The organism is Pseudomonas sp. 13B_3.2_Bac1, assembly GCF_025466205.1.
In the GTDB taxonomy this organism is placed as follows: domain Bacteria; phylum Pseudomonadota; class Gammaproteobacteria; order Pseudomonadales; family Pseudomonadaceae; genus Aquipseudomonas; species Aquipseudomonas fluorescens_H.
The window spans coordinates 45,802-69,547 of the sequence record NZ_JANLOG010000157.1; the positions used below are offsets into that span (position 1 = coordinate 45,802).

Below are 23,746 nucleotides of genomic sequence, written 5' to 3' on the forward strand. Positions count from 1 at the left end.
AGATTCCCATGTCACTGCTAGAAATCAAGAATCTCAACGTTCGCTTCGGCGACAAGAACGCCGTTCCAGTAGTCGACGGCCTCGACCTGAAAGTCGACAAGGGCGAAGTCCTGGCGATCGTTGGCGAGTCCGGTTCGGGCAAGTCCGTGACCATGATGGCGCTGATGGGCCTGATCGAGCACCCGGGGATCGTCACTGCCGACTCCCTGAGCTTCGACGGCAAGAACATGCTCAAGCTGAGCAACCGCCAGCGTCGGCAGATCGTCGGCAAAGACCTGGCGATGGTGTTCCAGGACCCGATGACCGCGCTCAACCCGAGCTACACCGTCGGTTTCCAGATCGAAGAAGTGCTGCGCCTGCACCTGAAAATGTCCGGCAAGCAAGCGCGCAAACGTGCCATCGAACTGCTGGAAAAAGTTGAAATCCCGGGCGCCGCCAGCCGTATGGACGCCTACCCGCACCAACTGTCCGGCGGTATGAGCCAGCGTGTCGCGATTGCCATGGCGATTGCCGGCGAGCCAAAACTGCTGATCGCCGACGAACCGACCACGGCGCTGGACGTAACGATTCAGGCACAGATCATGGATCTGCTGCTGGCGTTGCAGAAAGAACAGAACATGGGTCTGGTGCTGATCACCCACGACCTCGCGGTCGTGGCTGAAACCGCCCAGCGCGTGTGCGTGATGTACGCCGGCCAAGCGGTGGAAGTCGGTCAGGTGCCGCAACTGTTCGACATCCCGGCGCACCCGTACAGCGAAGCGCTGCTCAAGGCGATTCCCGAGCACAGTCTGGGCGCCTCACGCCTGTCGACTCTGCCGGGTATCGTTCCGGGGCGTTACGACCGTCCGCAAGGTTGCCTGCTGTCGCCGCGCTGCCCGTACGTGCAGGACAGCTGCCGCGCGCAGCGTCCAGCCCTTGATCCGAAAAGCAACAGCCTCGCGCGCTGCTTCTTCCCGCTGAACCAGGAGGTGGCGTAATGGCCGTCGTACTTACCGCCCGCGACTTGACCCGTCACTACGAAGTCTCCCGTGGCCTGTTCAAGGGCCATGCGACCGTGCGCGCCCTCAACGGTGTGTCGTTCGAACTGGAAGCCGGCAAGACCCTCGCCGTGGTGGGCGAATCGGGCTGCGGCAAATCCACCCTGGCCCGTGCCCTGACCCTGATTGAAGAGCCGTCGTCCGGCTCGCTGAAAATCGCCGGTCAGGAAGTCGCCGGTGCCGACAAGGCCCAGCGCAAGCAACTGCGCAAAGACGTGCAGATGGTGTTCCAGAGCCCGTACGCGTCGTTGAACCCACGGCAGAAAATCGGTGATCAACTGGCCGAGCCGCTGCTGATCAACACCAACCTGTCGGCCACCGAACGTCGCGAGAAAGTCCAGGCGATGATGAAGCAGGTCGGCTTGCGTCCCGAGCACTACCAGCGCTATCCGCACATGTTCTCCGGCGGTCAGCGCCAGCGGATCGCCCTGGCGCGGGCGATGATGCTGCAACCGAAAGTGCTGGTGGCGGATGAACCGACCTCGGCGCTGGACGTGTCGATTCAGGCGCAGGTGCTGAACCTGTTCATGGATCTGCAGCAGGAATTCAACACCGCCTACGTGTTCATCTCGCACAACCTGGCAGTGGTGCGTCACGTCGCTGATTCGGTGCTGGTGATGTACCTCGGCCGGCCGGTGGAAATGGGCCCGAAAGAGGACATCTACACCCGTCCTCTGCACCCGTACACCCAAGCCTTGTTGTCGGCGACGCCAACGATCCACCCGGATCCGGACAAGCCGAAAATCAAGATCGTCGGCGAACTGCCCAACCCGCTGAACCCGCCACCGGGCTGCGCGTTCCACAAGCGCTGCCCTTACGCGACCGAACGTTGCAGCAGCGAAGAGCCGGCCTTGCGCCAGCTCGACAATCGGCAGGTGGCATGCCACTACGCCGAGCAGTTCCTCGACGGCGCCGCGTAAGCAAAACCGAAGACCGACACAAAACCTGTAGGAGCTGTCGAGTGAAACGAGGCTGCGATCTGTTGATTTTCAGCATCAAGATCAAAAGATCGCAGCGTGCCGCAGCTCCTACAGGGATCGTGTTTATCCGGAGGTAACGTGTTACCCAAACCCCTTCTCCTCCGATTGCGCATCAGTCGGGGAAGAAGGGGTTTTCTTTTGCCGGCGATTTACGACTGGCTGTCGCCGTCATCATCGTCAGTGTCCGGCTCGTCAGTGGTCGAGTCGTCATCGTCCTTGCTGCCGCCCTGGTCCTGATCACCCGGTTCGGATTCCGACTTGGCCAGCATGACCACACCGGCTTGTCCGTGGGCTGCATTAAAACCTTGTTGTGGCGTGGCGGAACTCGCCCACGCTGCCGTGGTGCCAAGCGTCAACATCACCAAAACCTTAAGCAACAGCACAACGCGTTGAAAAATGCTCATAGCCATTTCCATCCTTTCGTGGTTGAAGCCTGGGGTGCCAATCCGGCGCTGAATGAAATCTAGTTCCGATCAGTCCGGTTCACCAGATAGGACGCTAACGAGACCTCGGAAATGCCCCGGTTTGGCAGATCACTTCTGAATAACTTCTATAACCGAATCAGCTAAGCGAGGCGGCATGCCTGGTGGCGACCAGCGCCTTGGCCTGGGTCAATGAGCGTGTTGCAAGGCAGATCAACGGCAGGGTCAGAAGCGCCAGCGTCGCACTCGAAAGCCATACGCTGTGGCCGCCGAAGCGACCATACAACTGCCCACTGAGTACCGGCGACAGCAATGCACTGGCGCTCCAGCCCATGAAAAACAGACCAAAATACTGACCGCTTTTGCCACCCTGCGCGTGCCGCATGACCAGCACATTCATCGGCGGCATGAAAAAAGCTTCACCCAATGTCCAGATCACCGTCGACAGAAACACCAACGGTCAGCACGCCGCTTGTCGCGCTCAAAAACATCGAGATCTCAAAATACGGAGTCGCCCTACAGTCCCTGCAGGAGCTGCCGTAGGCTGCGATCTTTTGACTTCGCTTTTTAAGTCCAAAAGATCGCAACCTTCGGGCGCTCAGTTCGATTAGAAAATGGTCGGTTGTGAAACCGCCTTCGCGAGCAAGTCCGCTCCCACAGTGGGATTGGGTGTGGTCTGTTGGAGATTGGTCGGCTGTCAGGCCGCCATCGCCAGCAGGCTGGCTCCTACAGTGGGATTGGGTGCAGGCAGTTGGAGAATGGTCGGCTGTGAAACCGCCTTCGCGAGCAAGCCCGCTCCCACAGTAGGATTGGGTATGGTCTGTTGGAGATTGGTCGGCTGTCAGGCCGCCATCGCCAGCAGGCTGGCTCCTACAGTGGGATTGGCTGCAGGCAGTTGGAGAATGGTCGGCTGTGAAACCGCCTTCGCGAGCAAGCCCGCTCCCACAGTGAGATTGGGTGTGGTCTTTTGGAGATTGGTCGGCTGTCAGGCCGCCATCGCCAGCAGGCTGGCTCCTACAGTGGGATTGGGTGTGGTCTGTTGGAGATTGGTCGGCTCGGAGGCCGCCATCGCTGGCAAGCCAGCTCCCACATTGGGATGGGTGTGGTCTGTTGGAGATTGGTCGGCTGTCAGGCCGCCATCGCCAGCAGGCTGGCTCCTACAGGAAAGCAAAAGCCCAGCGCATGCTCTTCACCACTCAAATGGCCGAGTGTCAGCTCGCCGAAAGCTCTTGATCTTGATCTTGATCCACGGGCGACATCGGAAGGCTGAGCGGAGGGATTGATCCGGGGGTGGGAGCGTAGCGACCGTTTGGCGCAGCCAAACACAGCGAGAGGAGGTGCAGCGAAGCAAACCGTAGGCGCTGCCCCCGGATCGATCCCGGAGCGAAGGAACCCCGAGCCCCAGCGAGCGGGCCGAACGCAGGAGCAAGCCTTTTTGGTTACTTTTTCGGCGTCTGGAAAAAGTGACCCGCCGTAAGGGCGGAACCCTAATCCGCCATCACCGAAAAAACGGATATACACCCAAACCACCCGAAGCCTGGTCGGCCCAAAGGCCGCCAAGACCAAAGCCCAAAAAAAGCCCCCAAGGCCTACACCTCAGGGGCTCCAGACAACTCAGCTCAACGCTTAATGATGCTCACGCGTCGCACGGAATTTCACATCCGGCCACCGCTCTTCCATCAACGCCAGGTTAACCCGCGTCGGCGCCAGATAGGTCAGGTGCCCACCGCCATCCAATGCCAGGTTCTCCACAGCCTTGTTGGAAAACTCCTCAAGCTTCTTCTTGTCACTGCATTCAATCCAGCGCGCGGAGTAAACGGTGATCGGCTCATAAGAGCACTCAACCTTGTATTCCTCCTTCAAGCGGCTCGCTACCACATCAAACTGCAGCACACCGACGGCGCCAAGAATGATGTCGTTGCTGCGCTCCGGGAAGAACACCTGAGTCGCGCCCTCTTCAGCCAGCTGTTGAAGGCCCTGACGCAACTGCTTGGACTTCAACGGATCACGCAAACGCACACGACGGAACAGTTCCGGGGCGAAGTGCGGGATGCCGGTGAAACCGAGGACTTCGCCTTCGCTGAAGGTGTCGCCGATCTGGATGGTGCCGTGGTTATGCAGACCGATGATGTCGCCGGCGTACGCCTCTTCCAGCTGTTCACGCTCGGAGGAGAAGAACGTCAGGGCGTCGCCGATGCGCACGTCCTTGCCGGTACGCACGTGGCGCATCTTCATGCCTTTCTCGTACTTGCCGGAGCAGATACGCATGAAGGCGATACGGTCGCGGTGCTTCGGGTCCATGTTCGCCTGGATCTTGAAGATGAAGCCCGAGAACTTCTCTTCCACCGGCTCCACGGTACGTTCGTTGGCGACACGGGCCAGCGGACGCGGGGCCCAGTCAACGACGGCGTCGAGCACGTGGTCGACCCCGAAGTTGCCCAATGCAGTACCGAAGAACACCGGGGTCAGTTGACCGTCGAGGAACTCCTGCTGGTTGAACTCGTGGCAAGCGCCCTGCACCAATTCCAGTTGTTCGAGGAAGCGATCGTACTCGTCGCCCAAGTGCGCGCGCGCCTCGTCGGAGTCGAGTTTCTCGATGATCTTGGTTTCGGTGCGTTCGTGACCGTGACCGGCGGTGTAGACAATGATGTAGTCGTCGGCCAGGTGATAAACGCCCTTGAAGTCGCGGTAGCAACCGATCGGCCAGGTGATCGGCGCAGCCTTGATCTTCAGAACGGCTTCAATCTCGTCGAGCAGTTCGATCGGGTCGCGGATGTCGCGGTCGAGTTTGTTGATGAAGCTGACGATCGGCGTGTCACGCAGACGGCAGACGTCCATCAGCGCGATGGTCCGTGGCTCAACGCCTTTACCACCGTCGAGCACCATCAGCGCCGAGTCGACCGCCGTCAGGGTGCGGTAGGTGTCTTCGGAGAAGTCTTCGTGGCCCGGGGTGTCGAGCAGGTTGATCATGTGTTCGCGATACGGGAACTGCATGACCGACGTGGTAATGGAAATACCCCGTTGCTTCTCCATCTCCATCCAGTCGGATGTCGCATGGCGATCGGATTTACGGGATTTCACCGTGCCGGCCACTGCAATCGCCTTGCCCATCAACAGGAGCTTTTCGGTGATCGTGGTTTTACCGGCATCGGGGTGGGAAATAATGGCGAAAGTGCGGCGTTTCGCGACTTCGGCGGCCTGGTTGGTCATGGGAAATCGCCTGGCGGTGATTCAAAAAAGGGCCGCGATTATAGCCCAACTCGATGCAATAACCGAACCGTTGAGCACATTAAGGGTGGCCAAATGCTGCCCCGGATGGGAACCTTTTAAAGCACGGAGACGTCCATCCCCTGTTACGACATTTCGTCAGGGGCTGAAAAATCAGCAAGTTAGCCTGACGAGGCTGCGCTCATGGCTCGCTTTCAGACCGCTTGTTGCCGGTGCTGAGGGAGCTGCTTCTCGCGAACGTTTATTTCCCGGCAGCCAGGCATGGCATGCCACTCGGGACGGCGTTCGCCGACTACAAGAAAAGGAGTCCGCCTGTGGCTATCCGCTATGGCAAAGGGCTGATGGGAGGTGCGGTGGTTATCGCGCTCCTGGCCCTGCTGGTCCACTGGATCGGCATCAACACGATCGAACATTACCGCGACGATTTGTTGTTTTACCTGCAAGCTCATCTGATTCTCGTCCTCGCTTCAATGCTGGCCGCCCTTGTCGTGGGCATCCCCGCCGGTATCTTCCTCAGTCGCCCGACCATGGTCGGCCGCGCTGAACGTTTCATGCAGATCTTCAATATCGGCAACACCGTGCCACCGCTGGCCGTACTGGCGATTGCCTTGGGGATTCTCGGCATCGGCAGTGGCCCGGCAATCTTCGCTTTGTTCCTCGCCTCTCTGTTGCCGATTGTGCGCAACACCTACGAAGGCCTGAAAAACGTCCAGGGTTCGCTGAAAGAAGCCGCCGTCGGCATCGGCATGACCCCGCGCCAGGTGCTGTGGAAAGTTGAATTGCCCAACGCCGTGCCGATCATCATCGGTGGCGTGCGCGTGGCACTGGCGATCAACGTCGGCACCGCGCCGCTGGCATTCCTGATCGGCGCCAACAGCCTCGGCAGCCTGATCTTTCCCGGCATCGCCCTGAACAATCAGCCGCAACTGCTGCTCGGCGCCGCGTGCACCGCGCTGCTGGCCCTGCTGCTCGATGGCGTGGTCACCCTCGCCAGCCGTCTCTGGCTGGAACGCGGTTTGCGCCCGTCTTAAGGCTCTTGCGAAGGAATATTTATGAAACGATTTAGCTTGATCTTGAGCTGCCTCCTGCTGCTTGCAGGATTGGCCCAAGCCGCCGAAAAACCGGTGATTCGCCTCGGCGCCCGGGTGTTCACCGAGCAGACCCTGCTCGCGGAAATCACCGCGCAATACCTGCGCAGCAAAGGTTACGACGCGCAGATCACCGGCGGTCTGGGCAGCAACCTCGCCCGCAGCGCTCACGAAAGCGGGCAACTGGACATGCTCTGGGAATACACCGGCGTGTCGCTGGTGGCCTACAACCATGTCACCGAAAAACTCGACAGCGAACAGTCCTACGCCCGGGTCAAAGAACTCGACGCGAAAAAAGGCCTGGTCTGGCTGACCCCGTCGAAATTCAGCAACACCTACGCCCTCGCCTTGCCGAAAAAAGTCGCCGAGCAATATCCGCAGATCAACACCATCAGTGACCTGAACAAGGTACTGCGCGATGAAGCCAAGACTAATCATCTGGTGGCGCTGGACACCGAGTTCGCCAACCGCTCCGACGGTCTCGACGGCATGGTCAAGCTCTACGACATGAACCTCACCCGCAACAACATCCGCCAGATGGACGCGGGACTGGTCTACACCGCGCTGCGCAACGGCCAGGTGTTTGCCGGTCTGGTCTACACCACCGACGGCCGCCTGAATGCCTTCGGCCTGAAGTTGCTGGAAGACGACAAGCACTACTTCCCCGACTACACCGCCGCGCCAGTGGTGCGTCAGGCCTACCTCGATGCGCACCCGCAACTGGCCGAGCAACTCAAGCCGCTGGCAGAACTGTTCGATGACGAAACCATGCGCCAGCTCAACGCGCGGGTCGACGTCGATCACGAAAGCCCATCGAAAGTGGCCGCCGACTTTCTGCGCCAGCACCCACTCAATTAAGGAGGAAAAGTCATGGAATTTCTGAACGCCTTTTCCCACCTCGACTGGCAGCAGGTGATGCACCTGACCTGGCAGCACATCACCTTGGTCGGCATCGCCGTCAGTCTGGCGATCCTCATCGGGGTGCCGCTGGGCATTCTGATGACGCGCTTCCCCAGCCTCGCCGGTCCCTTGCAGGCCAGCGCCACAGTGCTGCTGACCGTGCCGTCGATTGCGCTGTTCGGTCTGCTGCTGCCGTTCTACTCCAAGTTCGGCCAGGGCCTTGGGCCGATGCCGGCGATCACCGCGGTGTTCCTTTATTCACTGCTGCCGATCATGCGCAACACCTACCTCGCCCTGACGGGCGTCGAGCCGGGCATCCGTGAAGCCGCACGCGGTATCGGCATGACCTTCGGCCAGCGCCTGCGCATGGTCGAGCTGCCGATTGCGGTGCCAGTGATCCTCGCCGGGGTGCGCACCGCGGTGGTGATGAACATCGGTGTGATGACCATCGCCGCGACCATCGGCGCCGGTGGCCTCGGTGTGCTGATCCTCGCCTCCATCAGCCGCAGCGACATGTCGATGCTGATCGTCGGCGCGCTGCTGGTCAGTCTTCTGGCGATCTTCGCCGACCTTCTCCTGCAGTGGCTGCAACGTACGCTGACTCCAAAAGGACTCCTCAAATGATCGAACTTCAAAACCTCAGCAAGACCTTCCAGAGCAACGGCAAAGATGTCAAAGCCGTGGACTCGGTGAGCCTGACCGTCAATGAAGGCGAAATCTGTGTGTTCCTCGGGCCATCGGGTTGCGGCAAAAGCACCACGCTAAAAATGATCAACCGCCTGATCAAGCCGACCTCGGGCAAGATCCTGATCAACGGTGAAGACACCACCGACCTCGACGAAGTGACCCTGCGCCGCAACATCGGCTACGTGATCCAGCAGATCGGCCTGTTCCCCAACATGACCATCGAAGAGAACATCGTCGTGGTGCCGAAACTGCTCGGCTGGGACAAACAGAAATGCCACGACCGCGCCCGCGAACTGATGAGCATGATCAAACTGGAACCCAAACAGTATCTGCACCGCTATCCGCGTGAACTGTCCGGTGGCCAGCAACAGCGCATCGGTGTGATCCGCGCATTGGCCGCTGATGCGCCGCTGTTGCTGATGGACGAGCCGTTCGGTGCGGTCGACCCGATCAACCGCGAGATGATCCAGAACGAGTTTTTCGAGATGCAGCGGGCACTGAACAAGACCGTGATCATGGTCAGCCACGACATCGACGAAGCGATCAAACTCGGCGACAAGATCGCGATTTTCCGCGCCGGCAAACTGCTGCAGATCGATCACCCGGACACCCTGCTGGCGCACCCGGCGGACGACTTTGTCAGCAACTTCGTTGGCCAGGACAGCACCCTCAAGCGTCTGCTGCTGGTGAAGGCTGAAGACGCAGCCGACAACGCGCCATCGGTCAGTCCGGAAACCCCGGTGGCCGATGCGCTGGAATTGATGGACGAGCATGACCGCCGCTACGTGGTGGTCACCTGTGCCGAGAACAAGGCGCTGGGTTACGTCCGTCGTCGCGACCTGCACCGCCAGACCGGCACCTGCGCGCAGTATCTGCGCGAGTTCAACGCCACCGCGGCGTACGACGAGCATCTGCGCATCCTGCTGTCGCGCATGTACGAGTTCAACCGTTCGTGGCTGCCGGTGATGGATGCCGAGCGGGTGTTCCTGGGAGAGGTGACGCAGGAGTCGATTGCGGCTTACCTGAGCTCGGGGCGTTCCCGCGGGATGAAGACCAATATCGTCTCGCCGGCTGAGGCCGTGGTCGCCTGATCGATTAAAAGGTCGCACATCTAACCTGTGGCGAGGGAGCTTGCTCCCGCTGGGTCGCGCAGCGGCCCCTCTTTTAAATAAAGCGGGGACTGCTTCGCAGTCCAGCGGGAGCAAGCTCCCTCGCCACAGGTTTTTCTGTGTTTGCAAAGGCTGGAAAAAAATATCAACACCGAGGTGGGTTCTGGTACTGCAAAACCTTCCGTCACACCGATCAAAATCCCTCTCAACCCGCCCTCTCGCCGCCAACGTCGCCGATGTTGCGCCTATCGCACTTACCCACGACTTAGCCGACAAAAGCGGCGAACGTGCAGGTATTTTTAACACATGAAAATTCTCGGGGAACATCTGTCCGTCATCTCGGTCGGCTACAAAGAGTGATATCCGCGACGTACGTCAGAAGCGTGCAAAAACGCGACATTTTTAGTTGATCTCAGGCCCCTCACGCCCTAAAGTTCGCGCCGAACGTCCATGCTGGAAACGATCCATCCGGCTCAAGTACTGACGACGAGACAGCAAGGCCAAGGGCAGTTACGCCCGTGGCCTTTTTGCTTTCGGCGACATGCCTTGGGAAGTAGGCGAACCAAAGTGGGGATACGGAGGGCGTTCATTTGCACCCATTGATTACTAACGTTTGCCAGTAGGAGCTTCCAGCATGTCGATCCAGGTCGAAGACTATTTCGCGCGCGAAACCTTTCAGAAAATGAAGGCGTTCGCCGACAAACAGGAAACCCCGTTCGTGGTGATCGACACCGCGATGATCAGCCAGGCCTACGATGACCTGCGCGCCGGTTTCGAATTCGCCAAGGTCTACTACGCGGTCAAGGCCAACCCGGCCGTCGAGATCATCGACCTGCTCAAAGAGAAAGGCTCGAGCTTCGACATCGCCTCCATCTATGAGCTGGACAAAGTGCTGAGCCGTGGCGTCAGCCCGGACCAGATCAGCTACGGCAACACCATCAAGAAATCCAAGGACATCCGCTACTTCTTCGAGAAGGGCGTGCGCCTGTACGCCACCGACTCCGAAGCCGACCTGCGCAACATCGCCAAGGCCGCGCCGGGTTCGAAAGTCTATGTGCGCATCCTCACCGAAGGCTCGACCACCGCTGACTGGCCACTGTCGCGCAAGTTCGGCTGCCAGACCGACATGGCCATGGACCTGCTGATCCTCGCCCGTGACCTGGGCCTGGTGCCTTACGGCATCTCGTTCCACGTGGGCTCGCAGCAGCGTGATATCAGCGTCTGGGACGCGGCCATCGCCAAGGTCAAAGTGATCTTCGAGCGCCTGAAAGAAGAAGACGGCATTCATCTGAAGCTGATCAACATGGGCGGCGGCTTCCCGGCCAACTACATCACCCGCACCAATAGCCTGGAAACCTACGCCGAAGAAATCATCCGCTTCCTCAAGGAAGACTTCGGTGACGATCTGCCGGAAATCATTCTGGAACCGGGCCGTTCGCTGATTGCCAACGCCGGTATTCTGGTCAGCGAAGTGGTACTGGTTGCGCGTAAATCCCGCACCGCCGTCGAGCGCTGGGTGTATACCGATGTGGGCAAGTTCTCCGGCCTTATCGAAACCATGGATGAAGCGATCAAGTTCCCGATCTGGACCGAGAAGAAAGGCGAGATGGAAGAAGTGGTCATCGCCGGCCCAACCTGCGACAGCGCCGACATCATGTACGAAAACTACAAGTACGGTCTGCCGCTGAACCTGGCCATCGGTGATCGCCTGTACTGGCTGTCGACCGGTGCGTACACCACCAGCTACAGCGCCGTCGAATTCAATGGCTTCCCGCCGCTGAAATCGTTCTACGTGTAACCGACACCTCAGAGTAAAAAAGGCCCATTGAATGGGCCTTTTTTATTTTTTCAGCCAGTTTTCGAAGTGCGTCAACATCTGCAAAATCTCATCAGCGCCCTCCAGAGCCGATTCGATCTTGAAATTCAGCAGCCCCATGGTGGTCATATTTTCGGTTTGTGTGAGGGCAGTGCCCAAGCCTCTCGCACGCTCAGATACGTTTCTGAGGAACACGCCCATCTGAATATTCAGCGGTACGAACTCATTGAAGAGTTTAGCGATATCGGCCTGAAACTCGGCAGCCCTGATCGTGGGGTCTGAAGAAGAGTAAGCAATGTCCCAGGGAGGCGTTGTCGCAGAATTCCTGAACAACTCTTGCGCGACAGTCGGTTGTGGATGACAGGCACACGACTGCCAACCCATTATCTTGATAAATGCCGCGTTCAATCCAAATGATGCCTCGCCCAGCATGTCAATCTGGCCCTCAATCGGATTGATTACTCCGCTCAAGCTCCAGAAACAATTACCCAACTGGTGAACCAATCCTCTGGGGCTGGTCGGTGGAGACCGTCCCCAGTCCGTCGAGCGATACAGACTGTAACTTGTTACGTCAACCTGACTGACAGGTGCGCGTTTCGATGTTCTCTGTGTTATTTCCAAAGATTCACGTCCAAACGTATCCAGGTCACTCAAATACCGACTGGTCAAACTCCGCAAGTCTCTAATTCGCTCCCAGCTCTCTTGTAGATATTGTTCATAAAAGTTAACGCGGTTCAGGCGCGTATCCCAGGACAGTTCTGCGCGTTGATGGCCACTTTTTCGTCGCGCCTCAAATACAACTGGCGTGCTGTCGTAGGTCGGTATCAACAGACCCAGCCAACGGATATAGCGATTCAGCACCTCGCGCTGCGGCGCCGAAAACTCATAACTCACTGAATTCATATTTCCTGTGCAGGAAGTGGGCGAGCGATCGCCCACTTCCTCACCTCCTTGTTATTGGGAAATGGATTTCAGAACGTTAACGGCTTCGGCAATCCGGGCAATTGCAGAGTCTGCCCGGCCGTCCACCGGCACCGAAGTGTCCTGGGTAAACTCAGTAGAGAGCAGATCAAAGTAGTTGATCAGGCTGGCAAACTCATTGGCGTACTTCGAACGTTCGTCGTCCTGCTCGTCCAGCGTAGTGACCAGTTCGATACGCCCAACAATCCGAGTGCCATCGTTGAGGTGCCTGCGCAACTGAGCGCGCATTTCAGCTGCTTTGTCGCTGAGTCGACGGTACGCAGCCAGCATGTTGAGATAAGAAATCGCCTCACCAATACCAGAAATCAATTTTTTCAGGGTATCAATAGCTAACATGGCGATTTGAACTTGCGGAGGCGCCAGACCCAACGCCTTCAGATTTTCAAGCGATAACTGGGCTTCCTGGCCAATTTTTTCGATACCCGCCTTGGTGATCAGATCAATCGCATCGGAAATAGACTTTATCTCAGCAGTGAAGGCTGCAATCTTCTCTTCGGATTGGGTCTTGAGTTCCTCGTTACTGACACGCTCTTCTTCCAGCTTGACGATCCACTCCGCCGACGCCTTGCGGTCATAGACTGCGCCAATACTCTTGTGGATACTTTTCAAATCTCGAGTTTGCGCAGAGACTTTAGCGAAAATATCTTTCAGTTCCACCTCCATGTCCTCGCGCACCTCTTCCGCATCCTCGGGTGAACTCAATTCTTCCTGATAGGATTTTAAATTCCTCTCGGACAGCACCAGACTGATGCTTAGTCTCTGCGCCTTGTCGCGCAATTCAAAAGTTGCCTTGTTCAACGCCAGTGCCACACCGTTCATGGCCCCGACAGTGCCGGGCATGTAATCGAATTGCTCAAAGAGCATTTGCGCAGTAGTGTTCAGTTGCTGCACGGACGCATTGTGTTCGCGCAGTTTTTGCATATTGAACGCTGGTTCTACAGCATTGATCGAAAAATTTTGCATTGCAGCCCTACTCCGAATCGCGACATTATTGTTTTGGTATTCTTTATCGGCTTCCGCAAACACCTCCAACAACTGATCGGCCTTGGATTGTATTTGCTCCCACGGAGCGATGATTTGAACTATCTGATTCTTGAAAGCGCGCAACGTCACGGACTCGTCGATTTCATTGACTTTATTAATTGAGGCAATGACATAATCACCGAGCGCGTTCCAAACCAGCATGAGGTTTTGCGTTGCTACATCGGCCTCGATCGCAACGTAACTAAGGTTTTGCAGATCATCACGAACTTTATTCAGCGAACTCAGCGTCTGGTTCTTGCTAGCCATTTTTTGATTATCGGCCTGCTGCAGTTGCTTCAACGCATTACGTTCACGGCGTATTTTTTCAGCTTTGACACCCTGATAGATAGCCATGACCAGTCCACCAATGTTAAGACCCGCCGCATCTCTGATCGCATCTTGAACCAACTTTTCATATTGTTTGTTCAGCTCATCAATCTCAGCGGAACGTTGATCCATTTGACCTTGCAACTCTTTGATATCGGACGCGTACGTATTCCTGGAAACGAACTCCAGTCGCAGCTTGATTTCCGGCAGAACAGACGCCCGCATATCGGTGCCGAAACGGTCCAGTTCCCCGCGTACCTCTTCGGCTTTTTGATGACAAAGTTTGATTGTCGACAGCAAGCTATTCAGATAACTTCGAATATCGGCGATATCACCAGGGGCAAGATCGAGATCTGGTAGCCCTGGCATTTGCCGTTGAAGCTTCAGATATTGTTCAACAGTAGTAATATCATGCTCTTCCAGATATTTAGAAGCCCTCAGATCGTTATACACTTCAACAATGGCATCACCCGTTCCGATGATGCTGCCAGCAAATATCTTCAGATCATTTCCCGTCAGCATTATTTTCTCGCGCAGAGGCGACCAGCGTCGCGCATGCTGATAGGTCGTGGTAAAAGTTCGCAAAAAATCCCGAGCAGTGCGTCCCACACCACCGTCATCACCGGAGCCATAGTTAAGATAGGCAATGACGTCGTCCAATTGAATCGGCAGGGACAAACCTAGCGCCTCATACCTCCTCAAATTGTTTATTTGCTCCTTGGTCACATGAAGACCGGTGTCCCGGTTGTATTCTTCGCCCTCACCCAACGAAGCGTTCACAAAAAGCAATGGGGCTTTTGCGGCGGCCTCAACCATCTTGTCATTTAAATTCTGTTCCATCGGAGACTCCTTGTCTTCTTCGGATATTAATATTGATTATTCACTTACAGCGTTGGCGCGCTCATCCGGAGCGCAATCAAATCAACGCCACCCCTCAACTTAGATCGACAAAACCAGCGCATGCAACCAATCAAATATTAAAATTAAATACACAAACATCGTCTTGCGACAGACAACCAGCCACCCATGCAAAAAATTACAAAAAACGACAAATCATAACCAACAACAAGTCACAATCAATACATGTACTCAACAGCGAATCCAGATTTAACCTAAGGACTCAAACAACACTTCAAAGGAATTGAAAGTGCAACCCATCTCAAAACCGCTCATCACCAAAGATGACATTCGAAAAATAAAAAACTACATTTCCGCCGCCAAGGCATTGCCGCGCGATATCGAAGATGTCGAAAGGCAATTGAAAACAAAACGCACCGGCATCATCGGTCTGGAGTTAACCGACATTGTCGAACTCAATCACACGATGATTAACAATGCCAATTCCTGGACAGATATCGAATATTCGATGCGGCGCGTGGCCGGTAGCCTCGCTACCTTCTCGGAAGACCTGGAAAGTTTCGGTCAGGACATTATCGACGCGATCGTGACCATGCCGGGCTACATCAACTTCATTGGCACTATCAACTCGCTGAGTGAAGAAGAGATAAACAGTCTGCCGCCGCTGGAAATCGGTCGGGAAGAAAAGAACCGATTCGGTTCCATCCAGGAATCACTGGCGTTCATTGCACGGTCGATCGAGGACAAAAAGCTCAGCAGCCGGGACGTCAATGAGCGCCTGAAATACTTCAAGGCGGAGCTCAACGACAAGGTCGCCGTCAGAATTGGCGAAAAACTGAAACTGGCCGGCGATGCGCAAATCAACCGACAGCTTACCGAGTTGAATGCCGCCATTGATCTTGCCGAGCAGCGTATTGCCGAGAAGACCAGAGAGTCCAATGCTGATTTTTTCGACTACATCTTCGGCACCATCGTGGTTTACACCGGTGGCGGACCCGCCTGGTATCGGCACGTCAATCTGCAGCAGGCAATCCACTTGCGTCCGCTGATCGAGCAACGAGATTTGCTGGCCGAGCAGGTCAAGCAAAAAAACATTCTTGCCGGCACGCTCATGGAGTTTCAGTCGAGCTTGAGCAGTATGTCGATCTATGTCGAGGGCGCCGTCAATAGCACCTCACAACTTGAGCAGCTGTGGAGCGAAATTACTCAGTACATCAACGCCTCGCAAAACACAGTAATGGGCATGCATGAATTCCTGACCCTCAGAACTTTTGTCGCGAGTTTCAAGGTTGTTCTCAAGAACTGGAAAACCGTTCAGAACAACTCGAACCTGCTTATCAGCGCCTTCGACTAACGCCATCCATCCAAGCGAGAATAATTCCCCATGACAACCATTGCTTACGCCCTGCCCGATCTTGGCCGCCTTAACGAAAGCCGCGAGGCGATTCGTTACCAGGCGATCATCGGCTCCGCCAATCTGTACATCAAAGCCCTGAGCGATGAATTGCTCAGCTTGAATACCGCCGTCAGCGATCTGGATCTCGTGGCTGCCAACGCCATCACCACGGCAATCTCTGCACTGGAGACAGACGAACTGAGCGAGAACCTGCAGGCCCTGGCCAGCCTCGGCGAGGCTGAATCCACCCCTCAGGCTGCAAACGCACGCAAGCTTTATTCGCAGGCTGTTACAGGACTGATCAGGCTGTGTATCGATCAAATGACCACGCTGCACTTGTCACTGCACAACGGTGTATTCGGTGTGCAGAGCATCGCCATCAGCAACAACCGTTTCCGACTCGAGGAACTGGCCACCGCCAAAGTCGATCTGGACCGTGAATACACCGCCGAGAAAATCCCGCTGGCTCAATTGAAAGACGATGAGGCGGTTCTCAATCTGGCCATTGCGGAGTTTGAAAAACTGACAGTCATCGACCGAATCAAACCGCTGTTCGAGCAACTCAAGGCGATGTTCAGCGGCAAGCCCAAAAGCCCCGAAGCCCTGGCGTTGGAAGCTGGACTGCTCGTCGCCACCAAGTTTCTCGACGAAGGCAACGAGTTGATCAAATACAAGGACCTGCTCAGAGCGCGACAGATCCTGCAGACGCGCCTCGACCAGCGCGAGGAGCGTGTGGCCTCGCTGGCCAAACAGCTGCGGGACAACGATGACAAGAGCCGTCAGCTGACTGACACTCAGAAGGTTCTGCCCCACCGGCAAACCTATGTCAGCGAAACCGGCAAATTGACCGAAGCGCTGTCAGCGTTTCTCAGTGCTGTCACTGCTTCGCCCAACGACAATATCCTGCTGCGCGGCGAGCGAGTGCTCGAGCACAGTCAGGCCCTGCGCAATTATCTGTATCCGCTGCAGGGACGCTGGTTGCGTGGCTGATTGATCGCGCCTGCCTTTCACGCCTGATGAAGGGCAGCCGCTCCGCCAGCGAGGACCGACAGACGCTGACGGTACGCCTCGCCCATGGCGCGCATCTGCGGATGCGCGGAGGTCAGCAGCGACTCGCTGCTGACCTGTAAGAATTTCACGTTGCCGATCACCAGGGCTTTCTCAAGCCATTGCAATGCGTCATCGAGGCGCCCTGCTTCCGCCAGGATCGCGGCATGACTGAACTGCCCACGAAAATCCCCGGCCTCGGCCGAACGTCGATACCAGTCGTGCGCTGCTGCCGGATCGGCCTGGCAGGCCTGGCCCTCTTCCAGATAACGTCCCAGCAGGTTCATCGATTTGGCGTGGCCGGCTTCGGCGGCGCGCTGATACAGCGCCAGCGCCTGAGCATGATCCACCGCCACACCACGCCCGGTCGCGAGCAGATTGGCCAGGTTGTACATCGCCCAGTCCAGGCCGGCATCCGCGGCCATTCGATAATGCTGCGCGGCAACCGCAGCATCCGCCACACAGCCCCAGCCATGTTCATGGCAGCGACCGAGCATGTTGCGCGCCATTAAATGCCCCTGGCCGGCAGCGATAGCAAACCAGCGCAGCGCCAACGGTTGATCCTGAGCGATGCCACGGCCGTCGAGCAGGATCTGCCCGAGCAATGCCTGCGCTTCGACAATGCCCTGACCGGCCGCGAGCAGAATCGCCTGCGCGGCACGGGCCGGACTTTCTTCGAGCATGGCGCTGAGCTGTGCACCGTCGAGCACTTCCTCGCGCCGCAGTTGAAAACTCATACCTCGACCCAGCGCCGCAGCAGATTGTGATAGGTGCCGGTGAGGCGGATCAGCGACGGGTGATCGGGCATGTCTTGAGTCAGCTGCTGGATCGCCCCGTCCATCTCGAACAGCAAGGCGCGCTGGCTGTCTTCGCGTACCAGACTTTGCGTCCAGAAGAACGACGCATAACGCGTGCCGCGCGTGACGGCATTGACCTTGTGCAGGCTGGTGCCGGGGTACAGCACCATGTCGCCGGCGGGCAGTTTCACCCGCTGGGTGCCGAAGGTGTCCTGGATCTCCAGCTCGCCACCGTCGTAGTCCTCGGGCTCGCTGAAAAACAGTGTGGCCGACAGATCGGTGCGCACCCGTTCGATGCTGCCCTTGGGCTGGCGTACAGCGTTGTCGATGTGAAAATCGAAACTGCCGCCCGCCGTGTAGCAGTTGAGTAACGGCGGGAATACTTTGTGCGGCAGCGCGGCAGACATGAACAGTGGGTTTTTCCACAGCCGTTCGAGCATCGCCGCACCGACTTCCTTGGCCAGTGGATGACCTTCAGGCAGTTGCAGATTGTGCTTGGCCTTGGCCGACTGATAACCGGCGGTGATCTTGCCATCGGCCCAGTCAGCCTGCTCCAGCGCCTCGCGGATGCGCTGCACTTCGTCTTTGGCGAACAGGCCGGGAATGTGCAGCAACATGACGAACGTACCTGATGGCAAAGGGGCGCCAATGGTATTGATTCTTATTGACCGTGTAAAACCCGTGTGACGAATGAATCGGCAAAAACCGTAAGGCCAAATTGTAAAGAATGTAAATTCGTCGCGAATAACAATATTTCGCAATTGATACGAATACCTGTTTACCCTATATTCCGCCGCCTCAAATCCTTGGGGAGGGGAATAAAAATGTCACGTCAACACGCACAATTGCCGGTCAGTTCACCACGTCTGCTCGCTTCGGCAATTGGTGTCGCCATTACTGCCGGCTCCGCTGGGCACATGGTATTTGCCGCCGAAAAGACCGACAGCAAAGCCTCCGGCAATGCCATCGCTCTGGACGCTACCGCCATCACCGGTGAAGCGCAGGACCCGACGTCCTACCAGGTCGAAAAAGCCTCCTCGCCCAAGTACACCGCACCGCTGGTCGACACCCCGCGCTCGGTCACTGTGATCCCGCAACAAGTGCTGAAGGACACCGGCGCGCTGAACATGCAGGACGCGCTGCGCACCGTACCGGGCATCACCTTTGGTGCCGGTGAAGGTGGCAACCCGCAAGGCGACCGTCCGTTCATTCGCGGTTTCGACGCTCAGGGCGACACCTATCTCGACGGCGTGCGCGACACCGGTTCACAGAGCCGCGAAATCTTCGCCGTGGAAAACATCGAAGTCAGCAAGGGCCCGAACTCCGCCATCGGCGGTCGCGGCGCGGCTGGCGGCAGCATCAACCTGGTGAGCAAGAAAGCGCACCTGGGCAACTCCTTCGACGGCGGCTTCACCTGGGGTTCCGACCAGACCCAGCGCTACACCCTGGATGGCAACTACCAGTTCAGCGACACCGCTGCCGGCCGTCTGAACCTGATGAGCCACGAGAGCAACGTCGCCGGTCGCGACAGCGTCGATTACGATCGCTGGGGTATCGCCCCGTCCCTGGCGTTCGGCCTGGGCACCGACACCCGCGTCAACCTCGACTACTACCATCTCGAAAGCAACGACACCCCGGATTCGGGCATTCCGTACACCATTCCGGCTGCAGGCTCGGCGGCGCGTACCAAGTCCAATCCGGACAAACCGTACGCCGGTGGCGATCACAGCAATTTCTATGGCCTGGACGATCGCGACTTCCGCAAGGGCCGTACCGACACCGCGACCTTCGCCATCGAACATGATCTGAGCGATTCGCTGACCATCAAGAACACCCTGCGCCACGGCACCAGCATGCAGGATTACATCCTGACCCAGCCGGACGACAGCAAGGGCAACGTCAACAACGGCACCGTGTGGCGCCGTGCCAACACGCGCGTCAGCAATACCGAAACCACCACCAACCAGACTGATCTGTTCGGCAATTTCTACATCGCCGGTTTCAAGAACAGCTTCTCCACCGGTGTCGAGTACACCTACGAAGAAGCCCAGAAGTCCTCGTACAACGTCAACACCGACACCACACCGCGCAGCCCGGGCAACGCCAGCACCAACTGCACCCCGTCGATGATCGGCGCCTCGAGCGGTTACAACTGCACCTCGCTGTCGAACCCGAATCCGGGCGATCCGTGGAACGGCGCGATCTCGCGCAACTACGCCGGCACCGACACCAAGGCCAACACCTATGCGCTGTACGCGTTTGACACTCTGGAGTTGTCCGAACAGTGGCTGGTGAACATGGGACTGCGTTACGACCACTTCTACACCGACTACAAAACCTACACCAACGCCGGCACCACCACCTCCAAGGGTGATGACACCAGCGAGTTCGTGACCGGTCAGTTCGGCGTGGTCTACAAGCCAGCTCCGAACGGTAGCATCTACGCGTCCTATGCCACGTCTGCGACGCCACCTGGCAACACGTTGGGCGAGGGTATGGAAGGCAACCCGCTGGGCGGCACCCCGGATCGCAATGGCAACCTGCTCAAGAGCGACATGGAGCCGGAAACCACCAAGAACTACGAAATCGGCACCAAGTGGGATCTGTTGAACGATCGCCTGTCGCTGACGGCTGACATCTTCCGCACCGAGAAAGAAAACGCTCGTGTGCAAGTCGACACCACCTCGTACGAAAACGCCGGCAAGACCCGTGTGCAAGGTATCGAGCTGTCGGCCAGCGGCAAGATCACAGACAAGTGGCAAGTGTTCGCCGGCTACGCGTTCATGGACAGCGAACAACTCGACGGCGGCCCGATGGGCAAGGCCAACGATGGTAACGAGTTGCCGAACACGCCGAAAAACAGCGCCAGCCTGTGGACCACTTACCAGGTCACGCCGAAGCTGACCCTCGGTGGCGGCGCGTTCTACGTCGACGACGTGTACGGCAGCGTGGCCAACACCACGATGGTCGATTCCTACGTACGTTACGACGCGATGGCTGCCTACAAGCTGAGCAAGAACGTCGACCTGCAACTCAACGTGCAGAACCTGACCAACGAGGTCTACTACGACAAAGCGTTCTCGACCCACTTCGCCAATCAGGCGGCGGGCCGTACGGCACTGTTGAGCACCAACTTCCACTTCTGACCAACGCTGTAAATGTGGGAGAACCTGTAGGAGTGAGCCTGCTCGCGATGAGGTCGTGTCTGCCAGCGAATGGATTGACTGATCCACCGCTATCGCGAGCAGGCTCACTCCTGCAAAGGTATGCGCCGCAAGATCATGGCCCCGTTCATTCCATTGAACGGGGCCTTTGTGCGTAAAGAAGAACGCTTCTCGACAACCCACGGCATAATGCGCGCCGTGATGACAACTTTTCGAACGGACAAGGCGAGCGACGTGTTGAAGAAAACCCTGTTCCAGTTGCACTGGTTTTTCGGCATCACTGCCGGGCTGGTGCTGGCCCTGATGGGCATTACCGGTGCCGCCTATTCGTTCCAGGACGAAATCCTGCGGGCGCTGAACCCGTCGGTGTTGCAGGTGGAAAAACAAGTCGCCGGTGTCCTGCCTCCAGTCGACCTGGTGGAACACATCGAAGCGACTTCCGGCAAGAAAGTCTCGATGCTCTGGGTCGAGACCGACAGCGGCAACGCCGCGCGCGTCTACTTCACTCCGCCCAAAGGCGAACGTCGTGGCGAGATGCGCTACTTCGATCCCTACACCGGCGAGTTCATGGGCGACGCGGTTGGCCAGGACTTCTTCGGCCTGATGCTGCAACTGCACCGTTTCCTCGCCATGGGCGATACTGGACGCAACATCACCGGCGCCTGCACCCTGATCCTGTTGTTCTTCTGCCTGTCCGGGCTGTATCTGCGCTGGCCGCGACAGTGGAACAGCTGGCGCGTGTGGCTGACCCTCGACTGGAAGAAAAAGGGCCGCAGCTTCAACTGGGACCTGCACTCGGTCGCGGGCACCTGGTGTTTGCTGGTGTATCTGCTGCTGGCCTTGACCGGGTTGTCGTGGTCCTACGAGTGGTACAACAAAGGCCTGACCAAACTGCTTTCCGATGCGCCGCAAAACGAGCGCGTGCGCGGTGGTCGCGGCCCGGCGCCGGAAGGTCCGGCACCGACTGCCGATTACGCGGCGATGTGGAGCAGCATCTACAGCGCCGCCGGCCCGGGTTTGTCGGCCTACAACATCCGCATGCCGCCAGTGGCCGGGCAACCGGCGACCGTGTTCTATCTGCTCGACAGCTCGCCGCATGATCGCGCGCTGAACCAGATCACCCTCGACCCGGCCACCGGCGTGGTCAAACGCGTCGATCGCTATGCCGACAAGAGCTTCAAGGCGCAGCTGTTGACCAGCATTTACGCGCTGCACGTCGGCAGCTATTTCGGCCTCGTCGGACGAATCATCGTAACCCTCGCCGCCGTGTGCATGCCGTTGTTTTTCATCACTGGCTGGCTGCTGTATCTGGATCGCCGACGCAAGAAAAAGCAGATTCAGGACGCGCGCAAAGGTCTTGAACAACCGACCGGCAATGCCCCTGGATGGCTGATCGGTTTTGCCAGCCAAAGTGGTTTTGCCGAACAACTGGCCTGGCAGACCGCCGGGCAACTGCAAGCCGCCGGGTTGCCGGTGAAGGTGCAGCCGCTGGCGAATGTCAGCGCAGAGGATCTGCGCGAGTCGAACCACGCGCTGTTCGTGGTCAGCACCTTCGGCGACGGCGAAGCACCGGACAGCGCGCGCGGTTTCGAGCGCAAAGTGCTGCGCAACGCCGCCAGCTTCGACGGCCTCAACTACGCGGTGCTGGGACTCGGCGACCGTCAGTACGCGCACTTCTGCGGCTTCGCCCGACGCCTGCATCAGTGGTTGGGAGAGCACGGCGGCAAGACCCTGTTCGCCCCGGTCGAAGTCGACAACGGCGATCCGTACGCCCTGCGTCACTGGCAGACTCAACTCGGCCTGATCACCGGACAAGCGCCGGTCGACACCTGGCAAGCGCCGAGCTACGACAACTGGACACTGCTGCGCCGCGAACTGATGAACCCGGACAGCAGCGGCTCGCCGGTGTACCTGTTGGGCCTGAAGGCGCCGAGCACCAGCAGTTGGCTGGCCGGCGATCTGGTGGAAGTGTTGCCGCGCAACTGTGCGTGGGCGATCGAGCATTTCCTCGACGGCCTCGGCATTCGTGGCGAAACACCCGTGAAGATCAACGGCCTCGAAGAGCCGCTGGAAGTCGCCCTCGCCAGCCGCCAGTTGCCGGAACATCGTGCGCATCTGGTCGGCCTGCATGCGCAGGCGCTGGTGGATGCGATGGTGCCGCTGGCGATGCGCGAATACTCGATCGCCTCGATTGCCGCCGACGGTGTGCTGGAACTGATCGTGCGTCAGGAACAACACGCCGATGGCAGCCTGGGCATCGCTTCCGGCTGGCTGACCGAACACGCCCCGGTAGGCGGCGCCATCAGCCTGCGCGTGCGGCGCAACAGCGGGTTCCATCTGCCGAATGAACCGGTGCCGATGATTCTGCTGGGCAACGGCACCGGCCTCGCCGGGTTGCGCAGCCTGCTCAAGGCACGCATCGCCGACGGTCAGCAGCGTCACTGGCTGCTGTTTGGCGAGCGCAATCGCGAGCATGATTTCCTCTGCCGGGCGGAGCTGGAAGAGTGGCTGATCAATGGCGATCTGGCGCGCCTGGACCTGGCGTTTTCACGGGATCAGGCGCAAAAGATTTACGTCCAGGATCGCCTGCGCGAATCCGCTGACGAGCTGAAAAAGTGGCTGGCTGACGGTGCGGTGATCTACATCTGCGGCAGCCTGCAGGGTATGGCCTCCGGCGTCGATCAAGTGCTCAACGACGTGTTAGGGGCAGCCGAAGTCGAACGCCTGATCGAACAGGGCCGTTACCGCCGCGACGTGTACTGACTCAGCCAAAGAGCCCCTCACCCTAACCCTCTCCCGGAGGGAGAGGGAACTGATTGGGGGATGCCGGATAAATACGCCGACCTGAAGGTGATGTACCGAATCCATAATCGACTCGGTCTTTCA

At 58.0% G+C, this 23,746-nt stretch carries 17 protein-coding genes and 1 pseudogene; 11 read left to right on the plus strand and 7 right to left on the minus strand.

Annotated features, from left to right (window positions below; genetic code table 11):
* Positions 1-8: 8 nt before the first annotated feature.
* On the plus strand, positions 9-977 hold the full coding sequence (locus NTD85_RS26925; protein ID WP_262143684.1) for an ABC transporter ATP-binding protein: 969 nt from the start codon (positions 9-11) through the stop codon (positions 975-977).
* Positions 977-1,957 carry a peptide ABC transporter ATP-binding protein gene (locus NTD85_RS26930; protein WP_103485765.1) on the plus strand — a complete coding sequence of 327 codons (981 nt, stop codon included), beginning with the start codon at positions 977-979 and terminating at the stop codon, positions 1,955-1,957. Before NTD85_RS26925 ends, NTD85_RS26930 begins: the two co-directional genes overlap by 1 nt.
* A gap of 209 nt (positions 1,958-2,166) precedes the next feature.
* On the opposite strand, the gene NTD85_RS26935 is transcribed toward NTD85_RS26930, so the two are convergent.
* The 3 genes and pseudogenes from NTD85_RS26935 to NTD85_RS26945 form a co-directional block, all read right to left on the minus strand.
* Positions 2,167-2,421 (minus strand): hypothetical protein, encoded by a 255-nt coding sequence (locus NTD85_RS26935; RefSeq protein ID WP_045122291.1) that lies wholly within the window; start codon positions 2,419-2,421, stop codon positions 2,167-2,169.
* A gap of 157 nt (positions 2,422-2,578) precedes the next feature.
* Positions 2,579-2,887, minus strand: a pseudogene (locus tag NTD85_RS26940) (MFS transporter); the annotation flags it as partial.
* Between the two features lie 1,178 nt (positions 2,888-4,065).
* Positions 4,066-5,649 (minus strand): peptide chain release factor 3, encoded by a 1,584-nt coding sequence (locus tag NTD85_RS26945; protein WP_027610807.1) that lies wholly within the window; start codon positions 5,647-5,649, stop codon positions 4,066-4,068.
* 359 nt (positions 5,650-6,008) lie between these two features.
* Here NTD85_RS26945 and NTD85_RS26950 point away from each other — a divergent pair, with 359 nt between their 5' ends.
* The 5 genes from NTD85_RS26950 (at position 6,009) to NTD85_RS26970 (ending at position 11,249) form a co-directional block, all read left to right on the plus strand.
* A complete protein-coding gene (locus tag NTD85_RS26950) occupies positions 6,009-6,698 on the plus strand; it encodes an ABC transporter permease (protein WP_177327464.1) in 690 nt (229 codons plus the stop codon).
* 21 nt (positions 6,699-6,719) lie between these two features.
* Entirely contained in the window at positions 6,720-7,613 is an 894-nt protein-coding gene (locus NTD85_RS26955; protein ID WP_262143685.1) for a glycine betaine ABC transporter substrate-binding protein, read from the plus strand.
* A 12-nt stretch (positions 7,614-7,625) separates the two neighbouring features.
* The gene (locus tag NTD85_RS26960) at positions 7,626-8,279 is read left to right on the plus strand and encodes an ABC transporter permease (protein ID WP_183784677.1); all 654 of its coding nucleotides are present in this window, start codon (positions 7,626-7,628) and stop codon (positions 8,277-8,279) included.
* On the plus strand, positions 8,276-9,433 hold the full coding sequence (locus NTD85_RS26965; RefSeq protein WP_003221591.1) for a betaine/proline/choline family ABC transporter ATP-binding protein: 1,158 nt from the start codon (positions 8,276-8,278) through the stop codon (positions 9,431-9,433). Before NTD85_RS26960 ends, NTD85_RS26965 begins: the two co-directional genes overlap by 4 nt.
* Positions 9,434-10,085: 652 nt before the next feature.
* Positions 10,086-11,249 carry a type III PLP-dependent enzyme gene (locus tag NTD85_RS26970; protein ID WP_003221589.1) on the plus strand — a complete coding sequence of 388 codons (1,164 nt, stop codon included), beginning with the start codon at positions 10,086-10,088 and terminating at the stop codon, positions 11,247-11,249.
* A gap of 42 nt (positions 11,250-11,291) precedes the next feature.
* Here NTD85_RS26970 and NTD85_RS26975 read toward each other — a convergent pair whose 3' ends face one another.
* Together NTD85_RS26975 and NTD85_RS26980 are read right to left on the minus strand one after the other, a co-directional pair.
* Positions 11,292-12,206, minus strand: coding sequence for a hypothetical protein (locus NTD85_RS26975; protein ID WP_262143686.1), 915 nt, complete (start codon positions 12,204-12,206; stop codon positions 11,292-11,294).
* A gap of 15 nt (positions 12,207-12,221) precedes the next feature.
* Positions 12,222-14,438 carry an alpha-xenorhabdolysin family binary toxin subunit A gene (locus tag NTD85_RS26980; RefSeq protein WP_262143687.1) on the minus strand — a complete coding sequence of 739 codons (2,217 nt, stop codon included), beginning with the start codon at positions 14,436-14,438 and terminating at the stop codon, positions 12,222-12,224.
* 307 nt (positions 14,439-14,745) lie between these two features.
* On the opposite strand from NTD85_RS26980, the gene NTD85_RS26985 reads away from it, so the two are divergent.
* Together NTD85_RS26985 and NTD85_RS26990 are read left to right on the plus strand one after the other, a co-directional pair.
* Positions 14,746-15,810, plus strand: a complete 1,065-nt coding sequence (locus NTD85_RS26985) for an alpha-xenorhabdolysin family binary toxin subunit A (protein ID WP_262143688.1) — start codon at positions 14,746-14,748, stop codon at positions 15,808-15,810.
* A gap of 30 nt (positions 15,811-15,840) precedes the next feature.
* Entirely contained in the window at positions 15,841-16,842 is a 1,002-nt protein-coding gene (locus NTD85_RS26990; protein WP_262143689.1) for an alpha-xenorhabdolysin family binary toxin subunit B, read from the plus strand.
* Positions 16,843-16,859: 17 nt separating this feature from the next.
* On the opposite strand, the gene NTD85_RS26995 is transcribed toward NTD85_RS26990, so the two are convergent.
* Together NTD85_RS26995 and NTD85_RS27000 are read right to left on the minus strand one after the other, a co-directional pair.
* Complete coding sequence (locus NTD85_RS26995) at positions 16,860-17,636, minus strand: tetratricopeptide repeat protein (protein WP_262143690.1); 777 nt, start codon at positions 17,634-17,636, stop codon at positions 16,860-16,862.
* The gene (locus tag NTD85_RS27000; RefSeq protein WP_103486518.1) at positions 17,633-18,313 is read right to left on the minus strand and encodes a Fe2+-dependent dioxygenase; all 681 of its coding nucleotides are present in this window, start codon (positions 18,311-18,313) and stop codon (positions 17,633-17,635) included. The genes NTD85_RS26995 and NTD85_RS27000 overlap by 4 nt, the downstream gene beginning before the upstream one ends.
* Before the next feature lie 207 nt (positions 18,314-18,520).
* On the opposite strand from NTD85_RS27000, the gene NTD85_RS27005 reads away from it, so the two are divergent.
* Both NTD85_RS27005 and NTD85_RS27010 read left to right on the plus strand, forming a co-directional pair.
* Positions 18,521-20,842, plus strand: a complete 2,322-nt coding sequence (locus NTD85_RS27005) for a TonB-dependent receptor (protein WP_262143691.1) — start codon at positions 18,521-18,523, stop codon at positions 20,840-20,842.
* A gap of 252 nt (positions 20,843-21,094) precedes the next feature.
* Positions 21,095-23,623, plus strand: coding sequence for a sulfite reductase flavoprotein subunit alpha (locus NTD85_RS27010; protein ID WP_262143728.1), 2,529 nt, complete (start codon positions 21,095-21,097; stop codon positions 23,621-23,623).
* Positions 23,624-23,746 lie beyond the last annotated feature (123 nt).

Bases quoted from the DNA above. Each gene is read 5' to 3' on its own strand.
- NTD85_RS26925 (WP_262143684.1), top strand. From the start codon at position 9: ATGTCACTGCTAGAAATCAAGAATCTCAACGTTCGCTTCGGCGACAAG.
- NTD85_RS26930 (WP_103485765.1), top strand. From the start codon at position 977: ATGGCCGTCGTACTTACCGCCCGCGACTTGACCCGTCACTACGAAGTC.
- NTD85_RS26935 (WP_045122291.1), bottom strand. From the start codon at position 2,421: ATGAGCATTTTTCAACGCGTTGTGCTGTTGCTTAAGGTTTTGGTGATG.
- NTD85_RS26945 (WP_027610807.1), bottom strand. From the start codon at position 5,649: ATGACCAACCAGGCCGCCGAAGTCGCGAAACGCCGCACTTTCGCCATT.
- NTD85_RS26950 (WP_177327464.1), top strand. From the start codon at position 6,009: ATGGGAGGTGCGGTGGTTATCGCGCTCCTGGCCCTGCTGGTCCACTGG.
- NTD85_RS26955 (WP_262143685.1), top strand. From the start codon at position 6,720: ATGAAACGATTTAGCTTGATCTTGAGCTGCCTCCTGCTGCTTGCAGGA.
- NTD85_RS26960 (WP_183784677.1), top strand. From the start codon at position 7,626: ATGGAATTTCTGAACGCCTTTTCCCACCTCGACTGGCAGCAGGTGATG.
- NTD85_RS26965 (WP_003221591.1), top strand. From the start codon at position 8,276: ATGATCGAACTTCAAAACCTCAGCAAGACCTTCCAGAGCAACGGCAAA.
- NTD85_RS26970 (WP_003221589.1), top strand. From the start codon at position 10,086: ATGTCGATCCAGGTCGAAGACTATTTCGCGCGCGAAACCTTTCAGAAA.
- NTD85_RS26980 (WP_262143687.1), bottom strand. From the start codon at position 14,438: ATGGAACAGAATTTAAATGACAAGATGGTTGAGGCCGCCGCAAAAGCC.
- NTD85_RS26990 (WP_262143689.1), top strand. From the start codon at position 15,841: ATGACAACCATTGCTTACGCCCTGCCCGATCTTGGCCGCCTTAACGAA.
- NTD85_RS26995 (WP_262143690.1), bottom strand. From the start codon at position 17,636: ATGAGTTTTCAACTGCGGCGCGAGGAAGTGCTCGACGGTGCACAGCTC.
- NTD85_RS27000 (WP_103486518.1), bottom strand. From the start codon at position 18,313: ATGTTGCTGCACATTCCCGGCCTGTTCGCCAAAGACGAAGTGCAGCGC.
- NTD85_RS27005 (WP_262143691.1), top strand. From the start codon at position 18,521: ATGTCACGTCAACACGCACAATTGCCGGTCAGTTCACCACGTCTGCTC.